Source organism: Rhodoferax sp. LS1P39, from assembly GCF_056521425.1.
Genome location: NZ_JBWMAV010000002.1, coordinates 515,826 through 542,156 on the forward strand (window position 1 = coordinate 515,826; position 26,331 = coordinate 542,156).

The 26,331-nt window shown below is 58.4% G+C and carries 26 protein-coding genes; 10 read left to right on the forward strand and 16 right to left on the reverse strand.

Annotated features, from left to right (window positions below):
* Positions 1–4: 4 nt before the first annotated feature.
* From AC097O_RS05770 to orn, 3 genes are all read right to left on the reverse strand, one after another.
* Positions 5–1,486, reverse strand: a complete 1,482-nt coding sequence (locus tag AC097O_RS05770) for a sensor domain-containing diguanylate cyclase (protein WP_479591894.1) — start codon at positions 1,484–1,486, stop codon at positions 5–7.
* A gap of 110 nt (positions 1,487–1,596) precedes the next feature.
* Positions 1,597–3,540: a DEAD/DEAH box helicase gene (locus tag AC097O_RS05775; RefSeq protein ID WP_479591895.1), complete on the reverse strand. Its 1,944-nt coding sequence runs from the start codon at positions 3,538–3,540 to the stop codon at positions 1,597–1,599.
* Between the two features lie 221 nt (positions 3,541–3,761).
* Positions 3,762–4,358 (reverse strand): oligoribonuclease, encoded by a 597-nt coding sequence (gene orn / locus AC097O_RS05780; RefSeq protein ID WP_479591896.1) that lies wholly within the window; start codon positions 4,356–4,358, stop codon positions 3,762–3,764.
* Positions 4,359–4,385: 27 nt separating this feature from the next.
* On the opposite strand from orn, the gene AC097O_RS05785 reads away from it, so the two are divergent.
* The 3 genes from AC097O_RS05785 to rsgA are packed head-to-tail and all read left to right on the forward strand — an operon-like array spanning position 4,386 to position 6,948.
* Positions 4,386–5,675 (forward strand): M48 family metallopeptidase, encoded by a 1,290-nt coding sequence (locus AC097O_RS05785; RefSeq protein ID WP_479591897.1) that lies wholly within the window; start codon positions 4,386–4,388, stop codon positions 5,673–5,675.
* Positions 5,672–6,022: a 4a-hydroxytetrahydrobiopterin dehydratase gene (locus tag AC097O_RS05790; RefSeq protein WP_479591898.1), complete on the forward strand. Its 351-nt coding sequence runs from the start codon at positions 5,672–5,674 to the stop codon at positions 6,020–6,022. Before AC097O_RS05785 ends, AC097O_RS05790 begins: the two co-directional genes overlap by 4 nt.
* A gap of 56 nt (positions 6,023–6,078) precedes the next feature.
* Positions 6,079–6,948 carry a ribosome small subunit-dependent GTPase A gene (gene rsgA, locus AC097O_RS05795; protein WP_479592093.1) on the forward strand — a complete coding sequence of 290 codons (870 nt, stop codon included), beginning with the start codon at positions 6,079–6,081 and terminating at the stop codon, positions 6,946–6,948.
* On the opposite strand, the gene hisC is transcribed toward rsgA, so the two are convergent.
* The 7 genes from hisC to rpsP all read right to left on the reverse strand — a co-directional run bounded on the left by hisC (position 6,945) and on the right by rpsP (position 12,042).
* Positions 6,945–8,012, reverse strand: a complete 1,068-nt coding sequence (gene hisC, locus AC097O_RS05800) for a histidinol-phosphate transaminase (RefSeq protein ID WP_479591899.1) — start codon at positions 8,010–8,012, stop codon at positions 6,945–6,947. The genes rsgA and hisC overlap by 4 nt on opposite strands.
* Positions 8,013–8,080: 68 nt before the next feature.
* Positions 8,081–9,064 carry a CobD/CbiB family protein gene (locus AC097O_RS05805; protein WP_315190098.1) on the reverse strand — a complete coding sequence of 328 codons (984 nt, stop codon included), beginning with the start codon at positions 9,062–9,064 and terminating at the stop codon, positions 8,081–8,083.
* A 33-nt stretch (positions 9,065–9,097) separates the two neighbouring features.
* Complete coding sequence (locus AC097O_RS05810) at positions 9,098–9,796, reverse strand: CoA pyrophosphatase (protein WP_479591900.1); 699 nt, start codon at positions 9,794–9,796, stop codon at positions 9,098–9,100.
* A 77-nt stretch (positions 9,797–9,873) separates the two neighbouring features.
* Positions 9,874–10,263 (reverse strand): 50S ribosomal protein L19, encoded by a 390-nt coding sequence (gene rplS / locus AC097O_RS05815; RefSeq protein ID WP_315203203.1) that lies wholly within the window; start codon positions 10,261–10,263, stop codon positions 9,874–9,876.
* 118 nt (positions 10,264–10,381) lie between these two features.
* Complete coding sequence (gene trmD, locus AC097O_RS05820) at positions 10,382–11,134, reverse strand: tRNA (guanosine(37)-N1)-methyltransferase TrmD (RefSeq protein ID WP_479591901.1); 753 nt, start codon at positions 11,132–11,134, stop codon at positions 10,382–10,384.
* A 17-nt stretch (positions 11,135–11,151) separates the two neighbouring features.
* The gene (gene rimM, locus AC097O_RS05825; RefSeq protein WP_479591902.1) at positions 11,152–11,730 is read right to left on the reverse strand and encodes a ribosome maturation factor RimM; all 579 of its coding nucleotides are present in this window, start codon (positions 11,728–11,730) and stop codon (positions 11,152–11,154) included.
* A 51-nt stretch (positions 11,731–11,781) separates the two neighbouring features.
* Positions 11,782–12,042, reverse strand: a complete 261-nt coding sequence (gene rpsP / locus AC097O_RS05830; protein ID WP_092756165.1) for a 30S ribosomal protein S16 — start codon at positions 12,040–12,042, stop codon at positions 11,782–11,784.
* Positions 12,043–12,215: 173 nt separating this feature from the next.
* Between rpsP and AC097O_RS05835 the strand changes: the two genes are divergently transcribed.
* Entirely contained in the window at positions 12,216–12,737 is a 522-nt protein-coding gene (locus AC097O_RS05835; RefSeq protein WP_479591903.1) for an N-acetyltransferase family protein, read from the forward strand.
* Between the two features lie 8 nt (positions 12,738–12,745).
* Positions 12,746–13,192 (forward strand): NINE protein, encoded by a 447-nt coding sequence (locus tag AC097O_RS05840; RefSeq protein ID WP_479591904.1) that lies wholly within the window; start codon positions 12,746–12,748, stop codon positions 13,190–13,192.
* Positions 13,193–13,201: 9 nt separating this feature from the next.
* Here AC097O_RS05840 and AC097O_RS05845 read toward each other — a convergent pair whose 3' ends face one another.
* The 3 genes from AC097O_RS05845 to AC097O_RS05855 are packed head-to-tail and all read right to left on the reverse strand — an operon-like array spanning position 13,202 to position 15,233.
* Positions 13,202–14,212: an inorganic phosphate transporter gene (locus AC097O_RS05845; RefSeq protein WP_479591905.1), complete on the reverse strand. Its 1,011-nt coding sequence runs from the start codon at positions 14,210–14,212 to the stop codon at positions 13,202–13,204.
* 13 nt (positions 14,213–14,225) lie between these two features.
* Positions 14,226–14,873, reverse strand: a complete 648-nt coding sequence (locus AC097O_RS05850; protein ID WP_315190075.1) for a DUF47 domain-containing protein — start codon at positions 14,871–14,873, stop codon at positions 14,226–14,228.
* Between the two features lie 60 nt (positions 14,874–14,933).
* A complete protein-coding gene (locus AC097O_RS05855) occupies positions 14,934–15,233 on the reverse strand; it encodes a hypothetical protein (protein WP_479591906.1) in 300 nt (99 codons plus the stop codon).
* Between AC097O_RS05855 and epsL the strand changes: the two genes are divergently transcribed.
* The 5 genes from epsL to AC097O_RS05880 all read left to right on the forward strand — a co-directional run bounded on the left by epsL (position 15,223) and on the right by AC097O_RS05880 (position 20,752).
* A complete protein-coding gene (gene epsL, locus AC097O_RS05860; RefSeq protein ID WP_479591907.1) occupies positions 15,223–16,386 on the forward strand; it encodes an XrtB/PEP-CTERM-associated polysaccharide biosynthesis outer membrane protein EpsL in 1,164 nt (387 codons plus the stop codon). The two genes, AC097O_RS05855 and epsL, sit on opposite strands and share 11 nt — an antisense overlap.
* Before the next feature lie 67 nt (positions 16,387–16,453).
* The gene (locus AC097O_RS05865; RefSeq protein WP_479591908.1) at positions 16,454–17,602 is read left to right on the forward strand and encodes a glycosyltransferase family 4 protein; all 1,149 of its coding nucleotides are present in this window, start codon (positions 16,454–16,456) and stop codon (positions 17,600–17,602) included.
* Between the two features lie 67 nt (positions 17,603–17,669).
* Positions 17,670–18,656: an acyltransferase family protein gene (locus tag AC097O_RS05870; protein ID WP_479591909.1), complete on the forward strand. Its 987-nt coding sequence runs from the start codon at positions 17,670–17,672 to the stop codon at positions 18,654–18,656.
* A gap of 160 nt (positions 18,657–18,816) precedes the next feature.
* Positions 18,817–20,010 (forward strand): glycosyltransferase family 2 protein, encoded by a 1,194-nt coding sequence (locus AC097O_RS05875; protein WP_479591910.1) that lies wholly within the window; start codon positions 18,817–18,819, stop codon positions 20,008–20,010.
* Positions 20,011–20,020: 10 nt separating this feature from the next.
* Positions 20,021–20,752, forward strand: a complete 732-nt coding sequence (locus tag AC097O_RS05880) for a WecB/TagA/CpsF family glycosyltransferase (protein ID WP_479591911.1) — start codon at positions 20,021–20,023, stop codon at positions 20,750–20,752.
* Between the two features lie 64 nt (positions 20,753–20,816).
* On the opposite strand, the gene AC097O_RS05885 is transcribed toward AC097O_RS05880, so the two are convergent.
* The 3 genes from AC097O_RS05885 to AC097O_RS05895 form a co-directional block, all read right to left on the reverse strand.
* Positions 20,817–21,704, reverse strand: a complete 888-nt coding sequence (locus tag AC097O_RS05885) for a hypothetical protein (protein ID WP_479592099.1) — start codon at positions 21,702–21,704, stop codon at positions 20,817–20,819.
* On the reverse strand, positions 21,664–23,073 hold the full coding sequence (locus AC097O_RS05890; protein WP_479591912.1) for an MBOAT family O-acyltransferase: 1,410 nt from the start codon (positions 23,071–23,073) through the stop codon (positions 21,664–21,666). Before AC097O_RS05890 ends, AC097O_RS05885 begins: the two co-directional genes overlap by 41 nt.
* An 832-nt stretch (positions 23,074–23,905) precedes the next feature.
* Positions 23,906–25,873, reverse strand: coding sequence for an acyltransferase family protein (locus AC097O_RS05895; RefSeq protein ID WP_479591913.1), 1,968 nt, complete (start codon positions 25,871–25,873; stop codon positions 23,906–23,908).
* Positions 25,874–26,331 lie beyond the last annotated feature (458 nt).

Sequence of the window (26,331 nt, forward strand, 5' to 3'; positions counted from 1 at the left end):
TGGCCTAGCCGTGGAGCCCGCGCCGCTCGATGTGCTGCTCCTGGTAGTAGCGGGTCTTCTCGGTGTACATGGCACGGTCGGCGCGGATCAGCGTGGCCTCCAGCTGGTCGCTGCTGATGCAGGTCGCCATGCCGATGGCGATGCTGAGTTTGTGGCCGGTGTAGAACTGGTTGTTGAGCTCCAGAATCGAATGGATGCGGTCGATGGTGGCCTGCGCGCCGCGCTCGTCGGTGCCGGGCAGCAGCATGGCGAATTCGTCGCCGCCGGTGCGGGCCGCACAGGCCTGGGGCGCCACCACTTTGCTGAACACCTCGCCCGCGCGCCGCAGCAGTGCATCGCCCGCCACGTGGCCGTGTTCGTCGTTGATTTGCTTCAGACCGTTGAGGTCCATCACCAGCACGCTGAGCGGCCAGGGGCCTTTGCGCGACAGGCGGTTGAGCTCGTCCATGTAGAAGGCGCGGTTGCGCAGCTGCGTCAGCGAGTCGTGCTTGCCCAGGTATTCGAGGTAGGCCTCGGCCTTTTTGCGCGCGGTGATGTCCACCAGCGACACCAGCACCAGGTCCCACTCGGCCAAGTGGCCGGGCAGCACGGCAAACTGCATGTGGATGTTGACCAGATCACCACTGAGCCGGTAGTTCACCACCTCGCGCATCAGGGTGGTTTTGCCCTGCCACAGCTCGATCAATTGCTCGGCAAACGAGTCGCGCATTTCACCCTGGAACACCTTGCCCAGACCGGCCAGCAGCTCGGCCTTGTTCTGCGCGCCAAACATGGTGAGGGTTTGCTGGTTCACGTCGATGACGCGGATTTCCTGCATGCAGCGCGACACAAACTCGGGGTGCACGTTGATGAAGGTGCGAAAGTCTTCGATGCCGCGCATGCGCACGTCTTCGATCAACCGCTTCACGGCACTGAAGTCTTCCACCCATAGCGACACGGGCGAGTAGTCGAACAGGTTGCGCGCATGCTGTTCGCTGTCGGCCAGCAGGCGCGAGCTTTGCAGCTCCTGGGTGATGTCTTGCAGCGACAGCATCACGCGGTCCCACAAGACTTCGTGGCCTTGCAGCACGCGGGCCTGCACCTTCACATCCAGCCTGCGGCCATCCAGCGTGTAGTTCACGGTTTGCACCGCAAAACCCATTTCACCGTCCCACATCGGAACCATCTGCTGCGCCAGGTGGTCCAGCATGTCGCCGCGGAACACCTGCGACAGATTGGCCAGCAAATGTTCTTGGCTGCTGGCACCGAACAGCTCCAGCGTGCGCTGGTTGACCTCCAGCACCTGCAGCGATGCGGCACATTCGGCCAGGCATTCGGGGTGCACAGCGATATGGGCACGCAGGTCGGTAATGCCCTCGGCGCGCCAACCATCAAACAGGCGCTTGAGCGCGCTGAAGTCTTCCAGCCAGAGCGATACCGGGGCCAGCGTGAACAGCTGGGTGTAGTCGGCGGGGGATGAGATCGGGGGCACGTGGGTAGCGGTCATGCCGGTATTGTGGCGGCTCGCCATGGTGCCAATAGAACGCCAGGATGCTTTGGACGAAAAAAAACCAGGCCGCAGGGGCCTGGTTTTTTAGAAGCTGAGAAGCTTACGAATCAACGTGCGGGCTTGGGGGCCAGGCGCTTCTTGGTGTCGCGGGGCACAAACACCTTGCCGCCGTTGCCAGCACCGACACCGGGCTTGCTGAAAGCAGGCTTGGAGAAGGCGGGACGGGGTGCATTGAAGTCACCACGCTCGGCACGGTCGCCACGGGGGGCGAAGTCAGGGCGGGGAGCGAAATCACCACGCGGGGCGAAGTCGGCACGGTCGCCACGGGGAGCGAAGTCACCGCGTGGAGCACCACGGTCGCCACCAAAGCCGCCGCCGTTATCACGGTTACCTTGGAAACCACCGGTACGGGCTGGAGGACGGCTGTTGCGGTCGTTGAAACCGCTGGCACCGCCGTAGCCGCCGCCATCGCGCTGACCGCCACGGTCTGCACCACGGTCGCCGCCGAAGCCGCCGCCACCGAAACCACCGCGGTCATTGCCACGGGGCGAAGGACCGAAGCTGCGGCCACGGGGCGCGCCATCACGGCTGCCACCGCCGAAACCGGCGCGGGGAGGACGCGAATCGGGCTGGCGCTGTTGTGGCTCCATACCGGGGATCACTTCCGCCTTGAACTGCTGGTGGCTGTAGCTTTCGATGTCGAAAATCTTGCGACGGTCGCGCATTTCGGCGAAGGTCACGGCGATACCGTCGCGGCCAGCGCGGCCGGTACGGCCAATGCGGTGGGTGTAGTCTTCGGCCTTCATGGGCAAGCCAAAGTTGAACACGTGGCTGATGCTGGGCACGTCGATACCGCGTGCTGCCACATCGGTAGCCACCAGGATTTGCACCTGGCCTTGGCGCAGGGCCATCAGGCGGCGGTTGCGCAGACCCTGGCTCAGGGCACCGTGCAATGCGACGGCGCTGAAGCCTTCTTGTTGCAGGTCGTTGGCCAAGCCATCGCACTCGATCTGGGTGCTGGCAAACACAATCGCCTGGGCGATCGAGGTGTCACGCAGCCAGTGGTCGAGCAGCTTGCGCTTGTGCTGGGCGTTGTCGGCCCAGAACAGGATTTGCTTGATGTTCTGGTGTTTTTCTTGCGGGCTGTCGATGGTCACGCGCTGGGGTTCGCGCATCACGCGCTGGGCCAGTTGCTGGATGCGCGGCGCGAAGGTGGCGCTGAACATCATGGTTTGCTTGCGGCCAATGGTCATCTGGTTCACGTCGGCGAGGTCGTCCGAGAAGCCCAGGTCGAGCATACGGTCGGCTTCGTCCACCACCAGGAATTGCACCTGGTCCAGCTTGATTTGCTGCGAACGCTGCAAGTCGAGCAAACGGCCTGGGGTGGCAACCACCAGGTTGGCGTTTTGCAGCTTGGCGATTTGCAACTGGTAAGGCATGCCGCCCACCACGTTGGCCACGCGCAGGCCACGGCAATGGGCCACCAGGCCAATCGCGTCGTGGGCCACTTGCTGGGCCAGCTCGCGGGTGGGGCACAGGATCAGGGCACCGGGGGTGGCGGCCTTGAAGTTGCGTGCATTGGTGGGGTCCTTGCGCTTGGCGCGCTTGGGAGCGGGTTCGCCATTGGCGGCAGCTTCGGCCACAGCAGCTTCGTATTCAGCGCGCTCAGCGGCTTCGGCTTCGGCTTGCTGTTTCAGCAAGGTATGCAGCACGGGCAGCAGGAAAGCAGCGGTTTTGCCGCTACCGGTTTGGCTGGACACCATCAGGTCGACAAAACGGGCGGACTCACCTTGCATGGCCATGGGGATGGTTTGCATTTGCACGGCGGTGGGCTGGGTGTAGCCCAGGTCGGCCACGGCTTGCACCAGCTCAGGGGCCAGGCCCAGGGTCACAAAGCCATTGGGCAGTGCGGGAGCGGCTTCGGCTTCGGCGGCAACAACCACTTCAGCGCCTTCGACGGACAGCAAAGTCTCGGTCACGAAGGTGTCGTTGGCGGAAGAAAAGTTAGCGGCAGGCGAAAAATCACCCGCGACGTCAAAAGAGTCGTTCATTTAATTACTCACACGGAGACACCGCCAAGGTAGCGATGTGGCCCGTTAATGGTTAAAAAACATCAACCATCAAACGGGGCCGGTACTTGAAACGGTCTAGAGACCTGGTACCAGTTGGCGCAACTTTGTGCGCCAGATGTGTGAAGGGAGATGTGCAAAGTGCACTAAAGTGTTTTCAGTGCAGCCTCGAATTATAGCCCGGATTCGGGTTTCCACCTAATTTAATCGGCAGCCATCTTCAAAAAGTGTGTGCGGTAGTGCACAAGTTCTTCAATCGATTCATGCACATCGGCCAGCGCGGTGTGGGCTTGCTGCTTTTTAAACGAGGCCGCCACCTCGGGCCGCCAGCGCTTGGCCAGCTCTTTCAGCGTGCTCACGTCCAGGTTACGGTAGTGGCAAAAGGCTTCGAGCTTGGGCATGTACTTGGCCAGAAAGCGGCGGTCCTGGCCAATGCTGTTGCCGCACAGGGGCGAAGTGCCTTTGGGGATGTACTGGGCTAAGAACGCGATGATTTGCGCCTCGGCCTCGGCTTCGGTCAGCGTGGCGGCCTTGACCTTGTCGATCAGGCCGCTGCGGCCATGCGTGCCCTTGTTCCAGGCATCCATGCTGTCCAGCAGCGCATCCGACTGGTGGATGACCAGCACCGGGCCTTCGATGCGGGGTTCCAGACTCGGGCCGGTCACGACCACGGCAATTTCGATCAGGCGTTCGACTTCCGGGTCCAGGCCGGTCATTTCACAGTCCAGCCAGATCAGGTTTTGGTCCGATTTGGCCAGCAATACAGGGGATAGGGTGTTGATTTCAGCCATGGGCCGCATTGTCACCGATGGCCTAAACTCGCGGGCATGCAAGATCCCAACGTGTTTTCTCCCTCTTTAGCTCTAAGTCTGGGCTTTGCCACCGTGCTGTTGATTGGCATCATCGTCAAGATGTGGCTGGCCTCGCGCCAGATCCGCCACGTGGCCCAGCACCGCCACGCCGTCCCCGCCGCCTTCGCGGGCAGCATCACCCTGGAAGCCCACCAAAAAGCCGCCGACTACACCATCACCAAGGCCCGTTTTGGCCTGCTGGAGCTGTCGCTGGGCACCGCGGTGCTGATGGGTTGGACGCTGCTGGGCGGCCTGAACCTGCTGAACCAAAGCCTGCTGGCCTGGCTGGGCGGCGGCATGCTGCAGCAGCTCGCCGTGCTGGCGGGTTTTGTGCTCATCAGCGGGCTGATCGACATGCCCCTGGCGCTGTACAAAACCTTTGTGATCGAAGAGCGCTTCGGTTTCAACAAGACGACGCTTGCGCTGTGGCTGGGCGACATGCTCAAGTCCAGCCTGGTGGGTGCCGTGATCGGCCTGCCGATTGCCGCCCTGATTTTGTGGCTGATGGGCAGCGCCGGGCCGATGTGGTGGCTGTGGGCCTGGTGCGCCTGGATGGGCATCAACCTGCTGCTGTTGATGGTCTACCCCACCTTCATCGCCCCGCTGTTCAACAAGTTCCAGCCGCTGGAAGATGAGACCCTGAAAGCCCGCGTCACCGCCCTGATGCAGCGCTGCGGCTTTGCGGCCAAAGGCCTGTTTGTGATGGACGGCAGCAAGCGCAGCGCGCATGCCAACGCCTACTTCACCGGCTTCGGCGCGGCCAAGCGCGTGGTCTTCTACGACACCCTGCTCAGCAAACTGGCCCCCGCCGAGGTGGATGCGGTGCTGGCCCACGAGTTGGGCCATTTCAAGCACAAGCACGTCATCCAGCGCATCGTGACGATGTTTGCCTTCAGCCTGCTGGGCTTTGCGCTACTGGGCTGGCTGTCGACCCAGGTGTGGTTCTACACTGGCCTGAGCGTCATACCCAACATGTCCGGCGCACCCAACGACGCGCTGGCACTGCTGCTGTTCATGCTGGTGACACCGGTGGTGACCTTTTTCATCGCGCCGCTATCGGCCCAGGTGTCGCGCAAGCACGAGTTCCAGGCCGATGCCTACGCGGTGCGGCACACCAGCGGGCAAGACCTGTCCACCGCCCTGCTCAAGCTATATGAAGACAACGCCTCCACCCTCACCCCCGACCCGGTGTTCGTGAAGTTCTATTACTCGCACCCGCCCGCCTCCGAGCGGCTGGCGCGCATGGCCCAAGGAGCGTTTGCATGACATCTGATTTCAAACCAAAAGACTGGTCTGTGCTTAAGCGACCTGCGCTGACAGCTACACAAATCGTAGCAAAGCTGGCCCATGTGGACGGCTGGCAACTGGACGGCGATGGGGCCTCGGTGGCCATCACCAAGACCTTCCGCTTTGCCAACTACTTCGAGACCATCGCCTTTGTGAACGCCGTGGCCTTTGTGGCCCACACGCAAGACCACCACCCGGATTTGCAGGTCAGCTACAACCGCTGCGTGGTGCGCTTCAACACGCACGACGTGGGGGGTTTGTCGGTGAGTGACTTCGACTGCGCGGCGCTGGTGAATGGCCTGCTGGTGACGAAAGCCGCCGCTTGAGCGGCCGCCCTGCCCTCTTGCCCGGCCTGGTGGTTGCCACCTATGGCCGCCACTGCATGGTGGAGCGCCCCGACGGCACCCGCCTCATCTGCCACCCCCGCGGCAAGAAAAGCACCGCCGTGGTGGGCGATACGGTGCAATGGCTGCCCGGTGCCGAGGGCCAGGGGGACGACGGCACCATCGAGAAGCTGCAGCCGCGCCGCAACCTGTTCTACCGCCAGGACGAGATCCGCACCAAGTCGTTTGCCGCCAACCTGGACCAGGTGCTGATCCTGATCGCCGCCGAACCCGAGTTCTCGGAAACCCAGCTCTCCCGCGCACTGATCGCCGCCGAGGCCGAGCGCATCAGCCCGCTGATCGTGCTGAACAAGCAGGATTTGACCGTGCCTTTCGAGCGCGCCTGGGGCTGGCTGGCTGCCTACCGCGACATGGGCTACCGCATGCTGCCGCTGTCGCTCAAAGGTTCCAGCGATAGCCTGGATGCGTTGAAGGCCGAGCTGGCGGGCAAGACCACGCTGGTGCTGGGCCCCTCGGGTGCGGGCAAAAGCACGCTGACCAACCACCTGGTGCCCGGCGCGCTGGCCGCCACCCGCGAAATCTCGCAGGCGCTGAACACCGGCAAGCACACCACCACCAGCACCACCTGGTACTGGGTGGACAAAGAAGCAAATACCGCGCTGATCGACTCGCCCGGCTTCCAGGAATTTGGCCTGCACCACATCGATGCCCGGCATTTGTCGGGCCTGATGCCGGACATCAAACCCTTTGTGGAGCAGTGCAAGTTCTACAACTGCACACACCTGCACGAGCCGGGCTGCGGCGTGATTGCCAACGTCAAAAGTGACTCCAGCGCCCATTCCATCAGCGACAGGCGCTACAAAATCTATAGAGACCTGTTTGCCGAACTGGACGCGCCGAAGTTCTAACCCAGGATCGCGGCTAAAGCTTCCAGCAAGGTGTCGCACTGCGCAGGCGTACCCACGCTGATGCGCAGGTACTGGGCAATGCGGGCCTGCTTGAAGTGCCGCACCAGCACCGCCCGCGCCCGCAGTTGCACCGCCAGCTCTGCCGCGTCATGCTGCGGATGCCGGGCAAACACAAAGTTGGCCTGCGACGGCAACACCTCAAAACCCATGTCTTCCAGCTGCAACACCAGGCCTTCTCGGCTGTGGACCACGGCGGCACAGGTCTGGGCAAAGTAGGCTTTATCCTCAAACGCCGCCAGTGCACCGGCCTGCGCCAGGCGGCCCAGGGGGTAGGAGTTGAAGCTGTTCTTCACCCGCTCCAGCGCCTCGATCAAGGGCCGCTGGCCGCAGGCCAGACCCACCCGCAAACCGGCCAGGGAGCGCGATTTGGACAGGGTTTGCGTGACCAACAAATTCGGGTAGCGGTCAATCAAACCCACAGCGGAAGTGCCGCCAAAATCCACATACGCCTCGTCCACCAGCACCGCATGCTGCGGGTGCATTTGCAGCAGGCGCTCGATCTGCGCCAGCGGCAGGCCGATGCCGGTGGGCGCGTTCGGGTTAGCAATCACCACGCCCGCCAGTGTGGGGGCCGTCAGCGCCTCGACGTCGACACGCAAACCGTCTGCCAAGGGAACGATGTGCATGGGGATGCCATACAGCCCGCAATACACCTGGTAAAAGCTGTAGGTCACGTCGGGCATCACCAGCGGCGCACCCTGCTGGAACAGGGCGAAGAAGGCATGCGCCAGGACTTCGTCCGAGCTGTTGCCCACAAACACCTGGTCCATCTGCAGGCCGTACTGCCGGGCAATCTCGGTGCGCAGGGCCACCGATTCCGGGTCGGGGTAGAGCTGCAAGCCCTGCTGGGCCGCAGCCTGGATGGCGGCCACCACCTGGGGCGACGGCGGGTACGGGTTTTCGTTGGTGTTGAGCTTGGTCAGGTTAGCGACCTTGGGCTGCTCGCCGGGGACATACGGCACCAGCCCGGCAACCACCGGGCTCCAGAAAGGGGAAGAAGTCAAAATGCTACTACTTTCATAGCTGCCACCGCCCATGGAATGGGCGCTAGAGCCGTATTTTCTTTAAAAGACTAGCCCAGCAAGTTGGCCAGGGTCAACAAGGCCAGCATGCCCATCCACAGCACCACCGCGCGCCACACCAGGCCGACCACGCTGCGCAAATGGGCCAGCTCGGGGTCGCGGCCCGGGGTGGACTCGGTATCTACGCCCTGCTCCAAGGGTGCGGCCTGGCTGTAGCCAATGGCCTCGACAGTTTTTAGGGCCTCGCCGCCCAGGCGCACGTTCAGCGCGCCCGAGGTGGCGGCCAGCACCACGCCGTCGTTGTCGTTGGGAAAGCGCTGGGCGTAGTTGCGCCAGCTGTCAATCGCATCCTCAAAGCTGCCCACCACGGCAAAGCCCAGCGCCGTGGCGCGGGCGGGCAGCCAGTCGATGGCGGTCCAGGCACTGGCGGCGGCTTTTTGCAGCGAAACGCTGGCAGGTTGGTGCCGGTCGCGGGCCTTGTGCTTCCAGTAGCGCGAGACGAATTCGCACAGGCGGTAAAACACTGCGCCCGCAGGCCCCAGGCCCAACGCGGCCAGCACCGAATACCAGGCCAGCACGCCAAACACGTGGCGGTGCGAGGCAATCACCGAGTACTCGATCACGTGGCGCACGATTTCGCTGCGTGGCAGCTCGCTGGCATCCACCTGTTGCCAATGCGCCAGCCGCTCGCGGGCCAGCGGTTCGTCGCCACTTTCCAGCGCATCGCGGATATCCGTGAAATGGTGGCTGAACTGGCGAAAACCCAGCGTGGCATACAGCACGGCCACGTTCCACAGCACTGCCACCGGCCAGCCGATGGCCCACACCAGCAACCAGTGCAGGCCCAGCGCAGCCAAGCTGGGCACCACGACGGCCAGGGCCCAGGCGAGCCAGCCATGCTGGGGTGTGCCCGCGTCCAGGTTGCGGCTGGAGGCCCGCACCCAAGCACGCACCAGGCCGTGGATGGGGTTGTCTCGGGCTACGGGGCGCACTTGCTCCAGCAAGAGCGCAAACATGATCGCAAAAAAGCTCATGGCAGGATGATAACGGGCTGCCGTGACGGGTTTTCAGGCCGCCAAAAATCGGTAGAAATTGCGCAGCATGCCCGCCGTGGCACCCCAAATGAAGCGCTCGCCCTGCGCGTCGGTGTAAGGCATGGAAAACCACTCGCGTTGCACGCCTTCCCAGTCGAACGCGTGGCGGCGGTGGTGCGCCGGGTCCATCAGAAAAGCCAACGGCACCTCGAAGGCATCGGCCACTTCTTCGGGCTGGTGCAGCAGTGTGAAACCCGGCTGCACCAACGCCACCACGGGCGTAACGATAAAGGCTGTGCCGGTCACGTAGGCCGGGAGCTGGCCGATCACCTGCACGTAGTCACGCGGCAAGCCCACCTCCTCCCAGGCCTCGCGCAGCGCGGCGGCACGGGCATCCACATCGGTGGCATCGACCTTGCCACCCGGAAAGGCGATTTGCCCGGCGTGGGACGACATGTGGGCCGTGCGCTGGGTCAGCAGGATGGTCGGTTGGCTGTGCAGCACGATGGGGATCAGCACCGCAGCGTGGCGGGGTGCGCGGTCGGTAAAGCGCGGCTCGGCGCGCACCTCGGGCTGCCACACCGGCGGGCTTCGAAAACGCTGGCGCAGGGCCTCGGGCAGCAGCTGGGCTGCGGCCACCGCAGGCAGGTGCGCGTCATGGCCCAGCACCGGTACCTGGCGCGGGTCAAAGTTAGGCAGCTTCGATAAGGGGGTCAGCGGTAGTTGCGACATCTCAGAGGATTATTGGCCCACAAAAAAGCCGCCACAGCTTGACGCATGTGGCGGCTTTTTCAAAGCAACAACGCGGATTAAGCGGCGGCCTTGGCTGCTGCAACCTTGATACGGTTGGGCAGCTTTTCCTTGATACGCGCCGACTTGCCGCTGCGGTCACGCAGGTAGTACAGCTTGGCGCGGCGCACGTCACCACGGCGCTTGACTTCGATGCCGGCGATCAACGGGCTGTAGGTTTGGAACGTACGCTCCACGCCTTCGCCGCTGGAGATCTTGCGCACGGTGAAGCCGCTGTTGAGGCCACGGTTGCGCTTGGCAATCACGACACCTTCATAGGCCTGCACACGCTTGCGCGCGCCTTCAACCACGTTGACGCTCACGATCACGGTGTCGCCAGGGGCGAACGACGGGATCACTTTGGCCAGACGGGCAATTTCTTCCTGTTCCAGGATTTCGATTAAGTTCATGGTTTTCCTCTAGTGATCATGCCCGCGCCAAAATTAGCTAATGCTTCCCAGAATGGAAAGCGGCCGGGTATAGGATCGAAAAGCCTTTGAGTATAGCATTTCGGGCTACACATACTTTTCAGACGGGTGGCAGGCTCTTCAAAAAGCGCTCATCGTCGCGACCCAGGCGGCCTGCAGTGCGCGCGGCTTGCAGCAGATCAGGGCGGCGCTGCGCGGTGAGCTGCAGCCGCTGGTCCCGCCGCCAACGCTCGATCTGCACGTGATGGCCCGACAAAAGGGCGGCAGGCACGGCGTGGCCTTCCCAGGTTTCCGGTCGGGTGTAGTGCGGGCAGTCCAGCAGGCCGTCGAGCGCGGGGTTGAAGCTGTCGAACTGGTGGCTGCCTGCGTCGTTCAACACGCCGGGCTGCAAGCGCGCCACCGCGTCCAGCAAGGCCAGGGCTGCAATTTCGCCACCCGACAGCACAAAGTCGCCCAGGCTGATCTGGTGGGTGACAAAACGGTCGATGAAGCGCTGGTCTATGCCTTCATAGCGGCCACACACTAGTACCGCGCCTGCGCTGGCCGACCAAGTTTCCACGGTGGCGTGCGTGAGCGCGGAGCCCAAGGGGGAAAACAGAACAACGGGGGCAACATCGGCGCGGGCCGCCTGGATGGCCGCCAAGCAGCGTGCCAGCGGCTCGGCCAGCATCACCATGCCGGGGCCGCCGCCAAAAGGCCGGTCGTCTACCCGGCGGTAGTTGCCATCGGCAAAATCACGCGGGTTCCACAAGTGCAGCTCGACCAGGCCCGATTCAAACGCACGGCGCGTTACGCCGCTGGTTAAAAACGGCGTAAACAATTCGGGGAAAAGGCTGATGATGTCGAACCGCATGCGCAGTGCGTGCAGGACTAGTAGTCGGGCTGCCAGTCGACGGTGATGAGGCGCGCAGGCAAATCGACCTTATCGACGTACACGGCCACAAACGGCACCATGCGTTCCAGGGTTTGGAGCACACCGGCTTCGTCGGCCTCTTGGTAGGCGATGACCAGCACGGTTTGCGCGCCGGTAGACAGCAGCTCTTTGACCTGCCCCAGCGCCACGCCTTCGCGGTTGACCACGTCCAGGCCGATCAAATCGACCCAGTAGTACTCATCGGTAGACACGCTAGGAAAACTGGTACGGGCCACAAAGATGCGGGAGCCGCGCAATGCCTCGGCAGCGTCGCGCCCCACGACCTCATGGGCCTGGGCAACCACACCGCCGGAATGTTCTTTGGCTTCGATCACGCGCAGCAGCTTGGTGCCGACAAAGGTTTTGGCACCCCGCTCGGTGGGCTGCAGAAACCAGCGTTTGGAAGAAAAAAGCGCCTCGGGTGCGGCGCTGTGGGAGACGACCTTGAACCAGCCTTTAATCCCCCAGGCATCACCGATGCGCCCTACTTCTATGGCATCCGCCGGTAAATCAGCGGCTTCGAGTAAGGGCATCATGGTGCTGCGGAGCAGGCAAAAAGCTTAAAGCTGTTCGCCCGCGGGTCCCATTTAGGCGGCAGGGGCTGCTTTTTTGGCAGCTTGTGCAATCAGACGTTCCACGGTGGGGGAAGCCTGGGCACCAACGCTGCGCCAGTGGGTCAGGCGGTCTTGTGCAATGCGGATGCTTTCTTCATTGGCGGTAGCGATAGGGTTGTAAAAACCGATACGCTCAATGAAACGACCGTCGCGGCGGGTGCGCTTGTCGGTCACAACGATATTGAAAAACGGGCGTGCTTTTGCACCGCCACGGGCGAGTCGAATAACGACCATGATTTATCCTTCGGGGTGGCTGAAAATGGTTTCAGCCGTTTATCAAGTGCACCAAGTAGGCAGTTGGCGCTTACTTGACGTTTTATCCCAGCGTTGAGACACGCAACTGACCACCTAGCCAGTGACACGCTGAAAAGCCTTCCATTATACCGCGACCAAGCTCCACTTTAGACATGCCCACCATCCGCCCTGCCCGCGACGAAGATATCGCCGCCATCACCGCCATTTACGCCCACCACGTGCTGCATGGCACCGGCACTTTCGAGACCGCGCCGCCCCATGCCGAGGACATGGCCGCCCGCCGCGCCGACGTGCTGGCCAAGGGCCTGCCCTACCTGGTGCTGCTTGATGCCGACCAGGTGCTGGGCTTTGCCTACTGCAACTGGTTCAAGCCGCGCCCGGCCTACCGCTTTTCTGCCGAAGACTCGGTCTACCTCGCCCCCGACAGTGGCGGCAAAGGCTGGGGGCGGCTGTTGCTGGCCGAACTGGCTGCCCAGGCCGAGCGTGTGGGTGTGCGCAAACTGATCGCCGTGATCGGCGACTCGGCCAACGCGGGCTCGATCGGCGTGCACCAATCTTTGGGCTTTACCCACGTGGGCGTGCTGCGCGCCTGTGGCTGGAAGTTTGGCCGCTGGCTGGACGTGGTGATGATGGAAAAGGCCTTGGGCGCGGCGGATAGCAATTCGCCGGAATAATCGGGCCCATGAAAAACAAAACTTTGGCCGCCTGGCTGGCATTCGTCGGCGGCCCACTGGGCCTGCACCGCTTTTATCTCCACAGCCTGGGCGACCTGTGGGGCTGGCTGTACTGGATTCCTACCGCGTTGGGGCTGTACGGCATCCAGCGGGTACAAGTGGCCGGGGTGGACGACCACTGGAGCTGGGTGCTGATTCCGATGCTGGGCTTCAGCGTGGCCGCCAGCGCCCTGACCGCCATCGTCTACGGCCTGATGGCCCCGGAAAAATGGAATGCCCGATTCAACCCCCGCAACCCCGCCGATGCCCTGCCCGGCCAAACCAACTGGTTCACGGTGGGCGCGCTCGTTTGTGCGCTACTGGTCGGCACCGGCACCCTGATGGCCAGCCTGGCGTTCAGCTTCCAGCGCTACTTCGAATACCAGATCGAACTAGGCCAAAAGCTGAGCCAATAAGCCCGTAGCCTAGAAAATCTGCAGGCTGATCCAGTAAGCAATAGCTGCCACAAAGGCGCTGGCAGGGATGGTGAAAATCCAGGCCCACACAATGGTGCCCGCCACGCCCCAGCGCACCGCACTGGCCCGCTGAGTAGAGCCCACACCCACAATCGCACCGGTGATGGTGTGCGTTGTGGACACTGGCACGCCCAAAGCGGTGGCCAGGAACAGCGTCAACGCACCGCCAGTTTCGGCACAAAAGCCACCCACCGGCTTGAGCTTGGTGATCTTCTGGCCCATGGTCTTCACGATCCGCCAGCCGCCAAACATAGTGCCCACCGCAATTGCGGTGTAGCAGCACACAATAACCCAGGTAGGGGGCGCGGCATCGGCAGCCGACGCATAGCCGGTGGCGATCAGCAGCATCCAGATGATGCCGATGGTTTTTTGCGCATCATTGCCGCCGTGGCCCAGGCTGTACGCCCCTGCGGACACCAGCTGCAGACGGCGAAACCAGCGGTCCACCTTGGACGGCGTGGCACGCCGGCACACCCAGGCCACCACCACCATCATCAGCGAACCCAGCGTAAAGCCCAATACGGGCGAGATAAAGATGAAGGCCACGGTTTTCAAAATGCCGCTGGACACCAGCGCGCTGGAACCCGCCTTGGCCATCACCGCACCCACAATGCCGCCGATCAGCGCGTGCGACGAACTGCTGGGAATTCCGTAGTACCAGGTCACAAAATTCCAGGTAATCGCTCCCACCAATGCGCCAAACACCACGTGCACATCCACCACCCCCGGATCGGCAATCCCCTTGCCCACGGTGGCCGCCACGCTCAGGTGGAAGATGAAAATCGCCACAAAATTAAAGAACGCCGCAAACACCACCGCCTGGCCGGGCTTGAGCACACCCGTAGACACCACAGTGGCAATCGAATTTGCCGCATCGTGGAAACCATTCATAAAGTCGAATGCCAGCGCCAACGCCACCAGCACCACGACCACCCACAAAGCAACCTGCACCGTTTCCATGGAAATCCCCGGCTCAGGAGTTTTCGAGGACGATGCCCTCGATCACATTCGCCACGTCTTCGCACTTGTCGGTAATGGTTTCCAACAGTTCGTAGATCGCCTTGAGCTTGATGACCTCGCGCACATCCGGCTCCTCGCGGAACAGCTTGCTCATGGCCGAGCGCATCACGCGGTCGGCATCCGACTCCAGGCGGTCAATCTCTTCGCAGGTCTTCAGCGCCGCCTCGGCCGTAGCAGGCTCGGCAATCTTGCCCAGCATGTACACGGCATCTTTCAGGCGTTCGCAACACTTCACGCTCAGATCGGTCAAGCGGGTGATCTCTTCCGTCATGTGGCGCACATCGTACAAAGCCATGGTTTCGGCCGAATCCTGGATCAAATCCACCACATCGTCCATGGTGTTGATTAGGGTATGGATCTGCTCGCGGTCCAGGGGCGTGATGAACGTCTTGTGCAACAGCTGGTTGACCTCGCGCGTAACGCTGTCGGCCGCGCTTTCGGCGTTGTCCACCTCGCGGTTGTACTGCTCGCGCAGGTACGGATCGCCATAGTTCGCCACCAACTGCGAAAAGGCCCGCGCCGCTTCCACGATGCGGTCTGCATGCTGGTTGAACATTTCAAAAAAATTGCCTTCACGCGGCAACAACTTGCCAAACAGCATGGCGGACTCCTAGTGGGGGGATTGCGTCAGAAATGTGACGGATGGATGACAGCGCAGAGTTTAACCGGGGCCTACAAGGCTATCGATACGAACTGTTGCCGACTTTTGCGGAGTCCAAGCGTGATGTATGAGACCATCGGCGTTCGTGGGCTCAGGGTTTATCCGCGTCGACAAAACCGTCGCAACACGCTCTAAAAACAACGGCTGCACATAAACGGCGGCAAACAACGGCACAGAAACTCCGCAATCAAAATACGATGCTGCTGCAGCCAGTATCTTGTCAACACCTCCAAAAGGCGCTTTGCTCTTGTTCTCATTGACCCGCTCCCGTTTTTTTCTAACCTTGTGCTTGGCAGCCATCGGCTCGGCGCACGCAGAAGAAGGAAGCGCCACCAAGTTTTACGTGTCGGAAAACGTGCGGCACGAAAGCAACCTGTTCCGGCTCTCCCCGCTCGACAACGCGCAGGCCTTGATCGGACGCTCGTCCCCGGCTGAAACCATTTCGGCCACCACCCTGGGACTCAAATTTGACAAGGAATACAGCCTGCAAAGGGTGCAAATTGATATAAGCGCGGTCGACTACCGCTATGAAAATTTTGACTATTTGAACTTTTCCGCGATCAACTACCGCGCGGGCTGGCGCTGGAGCGTAACCCCCCACCTCCATGGCAACCTGACCAGCTCAAGGGATAAGACACTTAACAGCTTCTCGGATTTTCTGGGTGCCAAGCAGCGCAACGAGCGCATCAATACCAGCACCGGCATCGACGCCATCTACGAGATGGGGGCCAGATGGCGTGTGCTGGGTTCACTTATGCAAACCGAGCAAACCAACCGCCAACCATTGACCACCGAAAGTGGGTCCCGGCAAACCGTCATGGATGCAGGCCTGCGGTATGAATTCCCATCGGGAACGTATATGGGATTCGTACTGCGAAACTACGACGGCACCTACACCGACCAGGCCCCCTCGGTGGCCAATCGGCTTGAAAACGCCTTCACCCAACGCGATGGCGAAGTCAACATGCTCTGGAAGCTCAGCGACAAAACCACTGCGAACGCCGCCCTTATTTACCTGCGGCGCCAGCACGCCAACTTCTCTGAGCGCAACTACAGCGGCTTGGCAGGCAATACCCGGCTGACCTGGCTCATATCGGCCAAATCTGCACTCAATGTGGAATGGCGCCGGGATATTTCTGCGCTTCAGACATCCAGCTTCAACTACTCCACGGTCGATAAGTATTCGATTGGCCCCGCCTGGCAACTGACTGCCCATACCAGGCTAGGCATGCAATACAGCCTGACCAACAGAAGTTACGGCGGAGACCCCGGGCTCGGAGTCGTCTCAGAGAGAAGCGATTCCAGCCGGGATGCATCCCTGGTTTTGGGTTGGCGCCCTCTCACCTCCGTAGACATCAGCACCACACTGCAAAACTCTCGCAGATCGGCCAGCGACCCCAGCTTGGGCTACAAAAACAACAGCGTCTCGGTCATTGCAAGGTTTATTTTTTAGCCTCTAAAACTCCGAAATTCATTGACATTTAAAAACTAATTTTCCAGGCAAGATCAAAAAAATCTTTATGACGAAAAAAATCAAAGTTCTGCACATCATCAAGACGCTTGGCCTGGGAGGCGCAGAAACCAATTTATTGAATCTGGCTGGTGCCTTTGACCCTCAAAAAATAGAAACCCATGTCGCCTATTCTTATGGCGGCGAAATAGAGCAACGGTTTAGCAACGCAGGCATGCGGCTTTTTAAATATGCCGATCAAAGTCACCGCGTCAAAAGCCTGCACACCTTATTGATTGTTATGAAACTGGTTCAATATATCAAAAAGCATAAAATTGATATCATCCAGACCCATAATTTCAATGGCCATGTGTGGGGACTGATGGCTGCAAAATTGAGCCGAACAAAGCTCATTGAGCATGTACACGATTTTCGGTATACCGCTACGCACGAATTGGCCCGTCGCCATGGCCTGCAAGATCAATACCGGTTCACCAAATACTTTAAAAACCAAGCTGATCGGGTGATCGTGCTGACCCAGGGTGACATGGAGTACGTGGTGAATAATGGTTTCGCGCAGCCACAGCAGGTGGTAGAAATGCAAAATGGTATCCCGCTGGATGATACGCCCACTGGCGAGGCCAATAACCTCCGGGCCAAACTCAATATTCCCGCTGAAGCCGTGGTCATTTTGACCAGTGCACGCATGGACCCCACCAAAAACGTCGATTTGATCCTTCGCATCGCCAAGCGGGTGGTACAGGCGGCACCCAATGCATTTTTTCTGGTGGCGGGCAATGGTGCGCATTTGGATGAATACCGCCAGCGCTGCCGAGAATCAGGTCTGGATGGGCACGTACTGTTTATGGGGTTTCACCAGGATATGTACGCGTTGCTGGCAACGTCTGATATTTACTTACTCCCCTCATTTCTCGAACTCCACTCGATCGCCATTTTGGAAGCGCTCAAGATGAAAGTACCCGTGGTGGTATCGGAAGACGTGGGCTGCAACGGGGAGTTTATTGAGAGTGGTGAAAACGGCTTTCTGTGCGACCCTTTTCAGGAGCAACCCTGGATTGATGCCCTCACCACCTTGGCGAACAGCGCCGACTTGCGCCAACGCGTTGGCATGAAGGGGCATGAGACCTGCCGCCGTCTGTTCGACATCCACACCACGGCGGCCCAGCTCGAAAAGCTTTATTTCGAGTTGGTGGACTGACCTGCCGGGCATGCGGCACAAGCTGCGCTGGAACTACGCGCACTTCAAAAATAGCTATTGAATGCACATGAATTCAAACGGACACATCAAGGTATTGGATGGTTGGCGGGGTATGAGCATCCTGTTGGTACTAGCGGCGCATTTACTACCCCTAGGCCCCAAAAGCTGGGAATTGAACTTTGCCACCGGGGTACTGGGTATGGTGATATTTTTCATATTGTCCGGCTTTCTGATTACTTCAATACTCCTGACGAATATTTCGGTATCCCAGTTTCTTGCACGCCGGTTCTTTCGGGTGATTCCACTTGCCTGGCTATATTGCATCGTGGTCATGCTGCTGTGGAGCGCATCGCCCAGAAGCTGGGTGCCCCACTTTTTGTTTTACGCCAACCTACCGCCAGAAGACTTTATTCCCATGACCGAGCACATGTGGAGTCTGTGCGTGGAGGTGCAGTTTTATGTGGCCATCGCCATTTGGTTTAAATTTGCGGGTGTGCGTGGGCTGTATATGCTGCCATGGCTGGCACTGTCTTTCACCGCGCTGCGGGCCTGGAACAGCGTGGACGCGGTGATTGCGACCTATTACCGCATTGACGAAATACTGGCTGGATGCACTCTCGCGTTAATTTGGCATGGCCACGTGGGCAAAGGCCTACTTGAAAAAATCAAGAAAATACCGCTGTGGGTCATTTTATCATTATTGATTGCCTCTTGCCTGCATATTGGAAAGTTGTATTTATTCAGACCTTATTTCGCAGCGCTGGCGGTGGCAGTTACCATGCTCCATGCAGATTCGAAGTTTTCACGCCTGCTGAGCATTCGGCCATTATTATTTGCGGCTAGCATATCGTATGCGCTGTACGTCATACATCCCATGCTGGCGCATTCTTGGCTTGGTAGCGGGGATATATTCGAAAAATATGCCAAACGCCCGATTCTATTTGTGGCACTAGTTGCACTTGCATACATATCAACACATTTTTACGAGTTAAGATGGATAAATTTGGGGAAAACTATATCACAGCGGATGCAAAAAAACTTGCATATACAATAGGTTATTTATATATCGAAAAATATTTCCTCCATCTGGAATAAATGCATACCGCAACCCAACCTATTTCGCATATTCACTTCGGTACGACACTGCGTGCCTTTTACTTCGATCCTTTGTTGCCTGGTGTACGCACCGTCACAGAGTTGATCTCTCAATTTTCATGAATATTGCATTGAATGCTGTCCTGCTGGTACCGGTCGGAATCCTGCTGTTGGTCTCGTCCCTGCTGTTGATCCAGGTGCTTGCCGCGCTCACAGCGCGCCGCCTCCAGCCCACACCGGCACCTACGGCCCACCGCCCACGGATCGGCGTGCTGGTGCCCGCGCACAACGAGTCCAGCGGCATTCTTGCGACGCTGGCATCTCTTCGGCCCCAGTTGGCTGCGGGTGATCGCATCATCGTCATTGCAGACAACTGCACCGACGACACGGCACAGATTGCGACAGCCAATGGTGCGGAGGTGCTGGTACGGCACGACACGTCCCGCCGCGGTAAAGGCTATGCATTGGCCTTTGGGGTTGCGCACCTCGCTCTTGATGCACCCGAAGTCGCAGTGATCGTGGACGCAGACTGCATCGTGCTGCCCCACGCTCTGGAAACCATCTCGAGGCAGTCCATGGCCCAGGGCAAACCGGTTCAGGCTCTGTACCTGATGAAAACGCCCGCATCCGCAGGCCCCATGGCACCCATCGCCGAGTTCGCCTGGGTGGTGAAGAACCTGGTGCGCCCCCTGGGCTACCACCAGCTTGGACAACCCTGCCAACTCATGGGCACCGGCATGGCGTTTCCGTGGCCCGTGATTACCCAAGTCTCGCTGGCCAGCGGCCACATCGTCGAAGATCTGAAAATGGGCATCGAGCTGGCCGACAAAGGCTTTGCGCCGGTCTTTTGCCCAGGTGCATTGGTCACCAGCACCTTTCCTGAAAACCAGGAGGGCACCCAGTCCCAACGCACCCGTTGGGAACACGGCCACCTGGGCATGATCGCCAGCGAGGCACCACGCTATTTCTTGCAAGCGCTCAAGACACGCAACGGCGCGCTCCTGGCGCTGGTGCTAGACCTCTGCGTTCCACCGCTTGCGCTGCTGACCTTGCTGGTGCTTGCGGCCTGTGCCCTGGGCACTGCCGTGTTTGCGGTTACGGGCGAAATCGTGGTGCTGCAATTCGCGGCGGTAACGCTGCTCTTTCTGGGGATGGCGATATTGCTGGCCTGGGTGTTCTTCGGTCGGCAAGTGCTTACGTTTGCGCGCCTGGCCTATGCGCCCCTCTATGCGCTTCGAAAAATCCCCCTCTATGCCAAGTTCTTGGTCCACAAACAAGTCGATTGGATCCGCTCCAAACGCGACCAGTCCTGAAGGAGCCCCGATGACGTGGAAGCTCCGCTGGACTGCAGTGATCGACAAAATTCGCCTAGTGGAAACGCCCCAGGCCGAGCAGGCACTGCTGTCTGCCCTGGCCAGCGCCAGCCAACCCCAGGTGTTGGCCTTCGTCAATGCGCATGCCATGAACTCCTGCGCCACCGACAAGGCCTTTTTTGATGCCCTGGTCAGCGCCGATCTCTTGCTGCGCGATGGCTCTGGAATGGCCATGCTCTACAAGCAAGCGCAGCGCAATCCAGGCATCAACATGAACGGCACGGATTTCATCCCCAAAATCCTGTCTGCGTTCAAAGGCCGCAACGTGGCTTTCTGGGGCACCCAAGAACCTTTTTTGGCACAAGCCAAACTGCGCAGCGAAAGCGAGTTCGGCGTAAAGCTCACCTCCTGCGAAGGTGGTTTCGAGAGCCTCGACCATTACCTGAAGCTGGCCTCCCATACCCGGCCAGACCTGATCGTATTGGGCATGGGGATGCCCAAGCAAGAGCAGTTGGCGCAATTGCTCAAAGCCCACGCACACGGCGCGCCATTGATCGTGTGTGGCGGTGCCATCATTGATTTTCTGGGCGGCAAAGTGACCCGTGCCCCCAGGGTCATGCGCAGCGCAGGGCTGGAGTGGCTCTACCGCTTCGCCCAGGAACCCAGTCGGCTGTTTCACCGGTACATGGTGGGCAATCCCGCATTTCTGATGAAAGCGCGGGCGTGGGCCAATAACAAGTAAGGTATGCAGGGCAAGTAAGTCCAGCCGGCCTGGCTTCCATTCAAACCGTCATTCGAAATACCAATCAAACAGGCTTTTTAGGGCAAATATCTGCATAGGTATTGGCGAGTTGCAAAGTGGCAGCTTTGGCTTCGTTGGCACCCAAATGCAAACCATCTACTGTATTGACGACAATCCCATTGGAGAGCTCGGCCGAGCTTATGAAAGTATTGGAGGGGAATACGCGTTTGAATTCACTCCGCACCTGCTCTGCCCGCGCCAAATGCTCCAGTGATGGATGAACCGGCATCTCTACCAATACCACTTTTACGCCCTTTTTCTCAATACTGCTGATCACACGGCGGTATTCGGCCAGTTGGGCCTCCAGCAAGGCAGGCTTGATTTTTGTCTCGTAGTTTCGTTTATGCCGGACCAGCTCGTTGTCTACAATCGTTTGGTTAAATTCGCTGACGTAGGGCTTGTGCGACTTTAATCCCCACAGGTAGCTGAACACCAGGTTCGTCGGAGCGTTTTCGGTGCGGAATATCGCAGATAGCTGCGGGAGTATTCCCGACGCACCATCTACAAGCTCTTTGTTGACCAGGCGATCTGGCACATTGATTTCCGCATAAACCCTTTTGGGAATCAATTTACTTTTATCAACGAAGACCAGACCACTTAAAGTAGATTCACCATCCAAAGACAGGTTGGTAACACAGGGGGCGTAATCTTTGAAATCAAGCCGTTTGGTTAAAGAACTACCCACATAAACAATGGGCGCAGCCTCGGGTGAAGCCATATATTTTTCCAGAAGAAATCTATTGCTCTGCCACTGGCTTTGCAACTTCAATTCTTTGGGCTCTGGTGCAAAATGCAAGAATAAAGCATATAGCGCCGTCGCCAGCAATGCCACAAGAAGTGATTTTTTTATTTCAGAACTGAAAATAAATAAAGGGAGTAACCGGACCAGCATTGGTAATGATGAAAAACACCATCAACCCGTACGCCACATCCTTCCAACCTGTTGATATTTTATCTTTGTAAAGATAGGCAATGTGGTATAGCGCTACAGGAATGCTGAGCACACTAATATAATAAGCTGCATTTATATTCAGTCCATGCGCACTACTGGAAAATAGGCTTTTAAGGTAAAGCTGTGCATGCTGAAATTCTTGCAGCTTGAAGAATAGCCACCCTATCGTTGCAAAGTTAAACACCATAAACATGCGCAGACCCCGCGCTAGTTTTGAATGACTCTTCATGAACCGGGTGTGCATGAAGGGGCGCTCGATGGCCAACCCAACGCCATGCCACAGCCCCCATATAGCGAAGCTCCATGCGGCCCCGTGCCACAGGCCACCTAAGAACATCACAATAATCAGATTCAGGTAGGTGCGAAATTCACCCTTCTTGTTACCGCCCAACGGTATATAAAGATAATCGCGCAGAAAACTTGAAAGTGAAATATTCCATCGCCGCCAAAATTCAGAAACCGAGGTTGAAATATACGGAAAATTGAAGTTATGGGGCAACTCATACCCCAGCAACTTTGCCAAACCAATGGCAATTAACGAGTACCCGCCATAGTCTGCAAAAATCTGGGCAGAGTAGCCATACAGCAGCAGCAACAAATCAATGGAAGACTTCCACTGAAAATATGGGTAGGCAATCCAAAATGTTTGCTCAGCAAGGTTGTCGGCAATCACCGACTTTAAAAAATACCCCACAATCAAAATACGAAAGCATCCTAACCAATCGATATTTTTAAATTCCTTCAGCTTGACCTGGGGATAAAAATCCTTGGCCTTAATGATAGGCCCGGCGATCAACTGTGGAAAGAACACCAGGTAGAGCAAGGTATCGGTAAGGTGCTTGGCCAACCCCTTCACCGGACTAATCTTGATGGCATCGCTCCCCCGGTACGCATCTACCAGCAGGCTTATTCCATGAAAGGTATAAAAAGAAATGCCAATCGGCAACGGCAGCAGCAAAAGCTGCGCGCCAATAGAAGCACTTGCTTCATCCGCCTGGATAAATGCAGAATCCAGAACCAGAAATTTGTATTTAAAAAATGCAAGTAAAGCCAAGTTCGCCACCACACCTGTGGTTGCAAATAATTTGGCCATTTTTGCGTCAGTCGCCGTCAAAACCTGGTAACTGGATAAACCAGTTATCAGCCAAGAACACAAAAACACCACCAGCAATTTTGGCGATTCCCATGCATAAAAAAACAAGGACGCACACACCAACAATAGTACCTGCGCAGGCCCACTGCGCAAAACATAAAATAATATAAAAACCACCCCGAAAAACCAGAAGAAATCTACGGTTGTATAGTTCATGCGTTACGATCTTACAATTTGTATTATTTGGACCAAGAAACATTAATTAGGCAATATTCTATCCAGCAATAAGTCCCTAGCCCTCACTTCGGCCATGCAAGAAATGAGCCCAAGCAAAAATAAAGCTTGTAAATTAGCCCCTCCCAAGTACACCACAATGCATCCGGGGATTAATCGACCATCGCGTCCGTCTTAATGCGCCGAAAAATAATTTTCGACTTGTCCCATTGTAGGGATGGCAATGTGTCAGCGCGTTGGCGGGCGCAATGCAGGCAAGCCATAGCCTCCACGCTCTTTCGCGACAAAGGCACAGCATCAACCGGTGCAATGTCCACGCAGTCCCCCGACCCATGCGTGCATGACCCATACCCTTAAGCCCTATACACCTGCGGCGGCTAAGGCCTTGGCGATGTCTACAAGCGCGCCGGTTAGGAGTTGAGGCCGCGTTTGGGTGGGCTTGATTGCCCCGTAGAGCACAAACAGGGCGGGAAAAAATGGTTTGCGGACAGTCCATCCATCACTACCCAAAGATGATATGTGTTTTAAGAATATCTATATTTACTAGAATACGAACTTTATTTGCACTTATCGCCCATTAGATAGGCACAAGCAGCTATTAAATTTTTAGATTGATTTATGGCCTGGAGTGCAATTTCAGCATAACACTTTGTCCGTGCTAGATGAACGCCACACCATGGACTTACGCGCCCCAGCTTTGCCCGTATTGCACGGGTGTCCAACCTATTGCACACCTAACAACCGAGGCGTAAACATTCGGCCCGCCCGAGCCATGTAGATCGCCAGCACAGAAAAAGTGCCCCGCTCCCTACCTTCAACCACCACCAAATACTTTGGCAAACATGGGCACCAGAAGCTTGTTGCCGTGCTCACTCAAATGGTTGTCGTCGTAGTAGAGCGGTCGGCCCGCCTCTTTCCCGTAACAGTCCGCCCCACGGCACAGGTACGGAAGCGGATCCAGAATTTGGACACCGCATTGGTCTCGTGCAGCGTCCTGGGCGGCCCAAACAAGAGCATTACGGTGGTGGTAGCCTGCCAAAGACACCGTCACTTCGCTGCGTCGTCCCCACAGCATGGCACGAGCAGTGCCCGGCACATCGACATCCATTTCCGGGATGGGTCGGACCAGGAACACACGGTGGCGCTTGGCCAAGGTACAAGCGGTGCTGGTCAAATGTTGCGCATACTCTTTGAGGAAGGCGGGCTCGGATGTCGCGTAGGGGCGAGAAAAGTAAACCCATGGCACGTTGGCAGGGCCTTCGACGAATTTACCGAAGGCGTATTGGCCGTGGCGATTTACCACAACCACCGGGACATCACTGGGCACTTTTTCCAGCTGCGCCAAGGCCCAGTCCACAAAGCCAGCACATTCATTGGTCGGGTCCATTGCGGTTCGATGTGCGCCCTGAATGATCGGGCATGCACTGTAGGACCACTGCATCACGGAGCCAGGCGCATCAGACGGTACCGCTGCGGCCACTGCCGACATGACTGCATCCGCATGGCTATCGCCCAGCACGATGGCCTTGAGCGGGCCAGTGCCATAAAGACATGAGGGCGAGGCCATCCCTTTGCCCGCATGGCAGTCGGCACGTCGCAGATTGCGGTCCAGCGCGGCCTGGCTGGCCTGCTCAATGGTCGGGTCAAAGCGTCCCGCAACACCATTTTTGAGTACTACCGCCCCGCATCCCATTGCCAATAGGGCGGCTGTTCCGGCCAGACTGCCCACACTCACACCGAATGAAAGCCGACTGAACAAGCGCCGTGCGGGCGTTTCGACTAGGTGGAAAGACAAGTGTCCCAACATCCCCGTCAACGCCAGCCCTGCTGCCACGGCCCAGTGCGCACTTTGGAGGTCGGCATAACGCAAGGCGACGACGATAGGCCAATGCCACAGGTACAGCGAATAGGACCTGCTGCCCAGCCACTGGGCCAGGGTGTTGCCGGTCCATAGGGATTGGCCACGGCCCGACGCCAAAACCATGGCGGAGCCCAGTACCGGCAGCAGCGCACGCCAGCCAGGCCAAGCCGAGCCTGCGTCAAAACTCAACACGGAAGCCACGATCAAGCCCAGGCCGCACAGCTCCAGTGCAACGCGGTGGCGTGTAGTAAGTGCCGTGGGACTGGCCAGCAAATACACCAACCCTCCCGCCAGCATCTCCCAAGCCCGAGTGGGCAGCAAAAAGAAGGCCGTGGAAGGTTTCGATGCGGTTACGGCAACGCACAATCCCAGTGAAACGATAAAGCTGACCGCCAAGGCCCAGGTAGCCGAGCGGCGACCCGGCACCCACTTCCATAACCCCCACAAAGCCACCGGCAGCACCAGATAGAACTGCCACTCCACCGCCAGCGACCAGGTGTGCAGAAGCCATTTGTCATGCGAGTGCACATCGAAATACCCAGCCTCTTTCCAGAACACCATATTGGAGAGAAAGAAGATGCTGGAAAGCGCATGCGATGCAAGTCGCTGGTAGTCCGCAGGAAGAATCCGCCACCAACCCAGACACAACAGCACAGCACACACAACCATCAACGCCGGAACAATGCGCCGCGCCCGGGCCATGTAGAACGCGGGCACAGAGAAACTGCCGCGCTCCAATCCCTCCACCACGATCCCGGTCATCAAAAGCCCTGAGATCACAAAAAAGACGTCCACCCCCACGAACCCTCCGGCAAATCCCGGAACCCCAAAGTGGTAGAGCACCACAACCGCAACAGCCCAGGCGCGCAATCCATTGATGTCCGCGCGAAATTCGGACCCCCTGCTTTGCTTTTTGACCATCGAAGTTTCCGTTGACCGATTTCGATTTCAGCTTACCGACGCGCTGTGGCTATCAAGCCATCCAAAATGAATCCAAATGTAAGTAACATCAACGCGATGCCCCAGAGTGAGGCCCCACGGAGAATCAGCGCCCCATTCAGTCGCATCCGCTTACGTTTGGAATGGTTTTGGAACCATGCAAGCGGCAATGCGCAGACGAAAACCGAGCTAGCTCCTCAAAAAGCCGAGGCTGGTCATGGTGTGGAGAGAGGTGCGCCGGTACCCACAGGCTAGGTGCTTAGAAAGCGGCAACAGCGTAGACCCGTAAGGGTGTTTGCCACGCCTGTTGGCACGGGTATTGCGACAATATGTAATATTTGCAAAATACTTTGCCGGTAGAATCAATTTGTAACAAAACCGCACTCAGCGATAAATGCCTACCGTATCGCCCGCCCCTCCGGCTTCCAAACACTTCGAAG

What these genes read in the sequence shown, in the direction of transcription:
- AC097O_RS05770 (WP_479591894.1), bottom strand. Translation starts at nt 1,486, where the DNA reads ATGACCGCTACCCACGTGCCCCCGATCTCATCCCCCGCCGACTACACC.
- AC097O_RS05775 (WP_479591895.1), bottom strand. Translation starts at nt 3,540, where the DNA reads ATGAACGACTCTTTTGACGTCGCGGGTGATTTTTCGCCTGCCGCTAAC.
- orn (WP_479591896.1), bottom strand. Translation starts at nt 4,358, where the DNA reads ATGCGGCCCATGGCTGAAATCAACACCCTATCCCCTGTATTGCTGGCC.
- AC097O_RS05785 (WP_479591897.1), top strand. Translation starts at nt 4,386, where the DNA reads ATGCAAGATCCCAACGTGTTTTCTCCCTCTTTAGCTCTAAGTCTGGGC.
- AC097O_RS05790 (WP_479591898.1), top strand. Translation starts at nt 5,672, where the DNA reads ATGACATCTGATTTCAAACCAAAAGACTGGTCTGTGCTTAAGCGACCT.
- rsgA (WP_479592093.1), top strand. Translation starts at nt 6,079, where the DNA reads ATGGTGGAGCGCCCCGACGGCACCCGCCTCATCTGCCACCCCCGCGGC.
- AC097O_RS05805 (WP_315190098.1), bottom strand. Translation starts at nt 9,064, where the DNA reads ATGAGCTTTTTTGCGATCATGTTTGCGCTCTTGCTGGAGCAAGTGCGC.
- AC097O_RS05810 (WP_479591900.1), bottom strand. Translation starts at nt 9,796, where the DNA reads ATGTCGCAACTACCGCTGACCCCCTTATCGAAGCTGCCTAACTTTGAC.
- rplS (WP_315203203.1), bottom strand. Translation starts at nt 10,263, where the DNA reads ATGAACTTAATCGAAATCCTGGAACAGGAAGAAATTGCCCGTCTGGCC.
- trmD (WP_479591901.1), bottom strand. Translation starts at nt 11,134, where the DNA reads ATGCGGTTCGACATCATCAGCCTTTTCCCCGAATTGTTTACGCCGTTT.
- rimM (WP_479591902.1), bottom strand. Translation starts at nt 11,730, where the DNA reads ATGATGCCCTTACTCGAAGCCGCTGATTTACCGGCGGATGCCATAGAA.
- rpsP (WP_092756165.1), bottom strand. Translation starts at nt 12,042, where the DNA reads ATGGTCGTTATTCGACTCGCCCGTGGCGGTGCAAAAGCACGCCCGTTT.
- AC097O_RS05835 (WP_479591903.1), top strand. Translation starts at nt 12,216, where the DNA reads ATGCCCACCATCCGCCCTGCCCGCGACGAAGATATCGCCGCCATCACC.
- AC097O_RS05840 (WP_479591904.1), top strand. Translation starts at nt 12,746, where the DNA reads ATGAAAAACAAAACTTTGGCCGCCTGGCTGGCATTCGTCGGCGGCCCA.
- AC097O_RS05845 (WP_479591905.1), bottom strand. Translation starts at nt 14,212, where the DNA reads ATGGAAACGGTGCAGGTTGCTTTGTGGGTGGTCGTGGTGCTGGTGGCG.
- AC097O_RS05850 (WP_315190075.1), bottom strand. Translation starts at nt 14,873, where the DNA reads ATGCTGTTTGGCAAGTTGTTGCCGCGTGAAGGCAATTTTTTTGAAATG.
- AC097O_RS05855 (WP_479591906.1), bottom strand. Translation starts at nt 15,233, where the DNA reads ATGGCTGCCAAGCACAAGGTTAGAAAAAAACGGGAGCGGGTCAATGAG.
- AC097O_RS05865 (WP_479591908.1), top strand. Translation starts at nt 16,454, where the DNA reads ATGACGAAAAAAATCAAAGTTCTGCACATCATCAAGACGCTTGGCCTG.
- AC097O_RS05870 (WP_479591909.1), top strand. Translation starts at nt 17,670, where the DNA reads ATGAATTCAAACGGACACATCAAGGTATTGGATGGTTGGCGGGGTATG.
- AC097O_RS05875 (WP_479591910.1), top strand. Translation starts at nt 18,817, where the DNA reads ATGAATATTGCATTGAATGCTGTCCTGCTGGTACCGGTCGGAATCCTG.
- AC097O_RS05880 (WP_479591911.1), top strand. Translation starts at nt 20,021, where the DNA reads ATGACGTGGAAGCTCCGCTGGACTGCAGTGATCGACAAAATTCGCCTA.
- AC097O_RS05885 (WP_479592099.1), bottom strand. Translation starts at nt 21,704, where the DNA reads ATGCTGGTCCGGTTACTCCCTTTATTTATTTTCAGTTCTGAAATAAAA.
- AC097O_RS05890 (WP_479591912.1), bottom strand. Translation starts at nt 23,073, where the DNA reads ATGAACTATACAACCGTAGATTTCTTCTGGTTTTTCGGGGTGGTTTTT.
- AC097O_RS05895 (WP_479591913.1), bottom strand. Translation starts at nt 25,873, where the DNA reads ATGGTCAAAAAGCAAAGCAGGGGGTCCGAATTTCGCGCGGACATCAAT.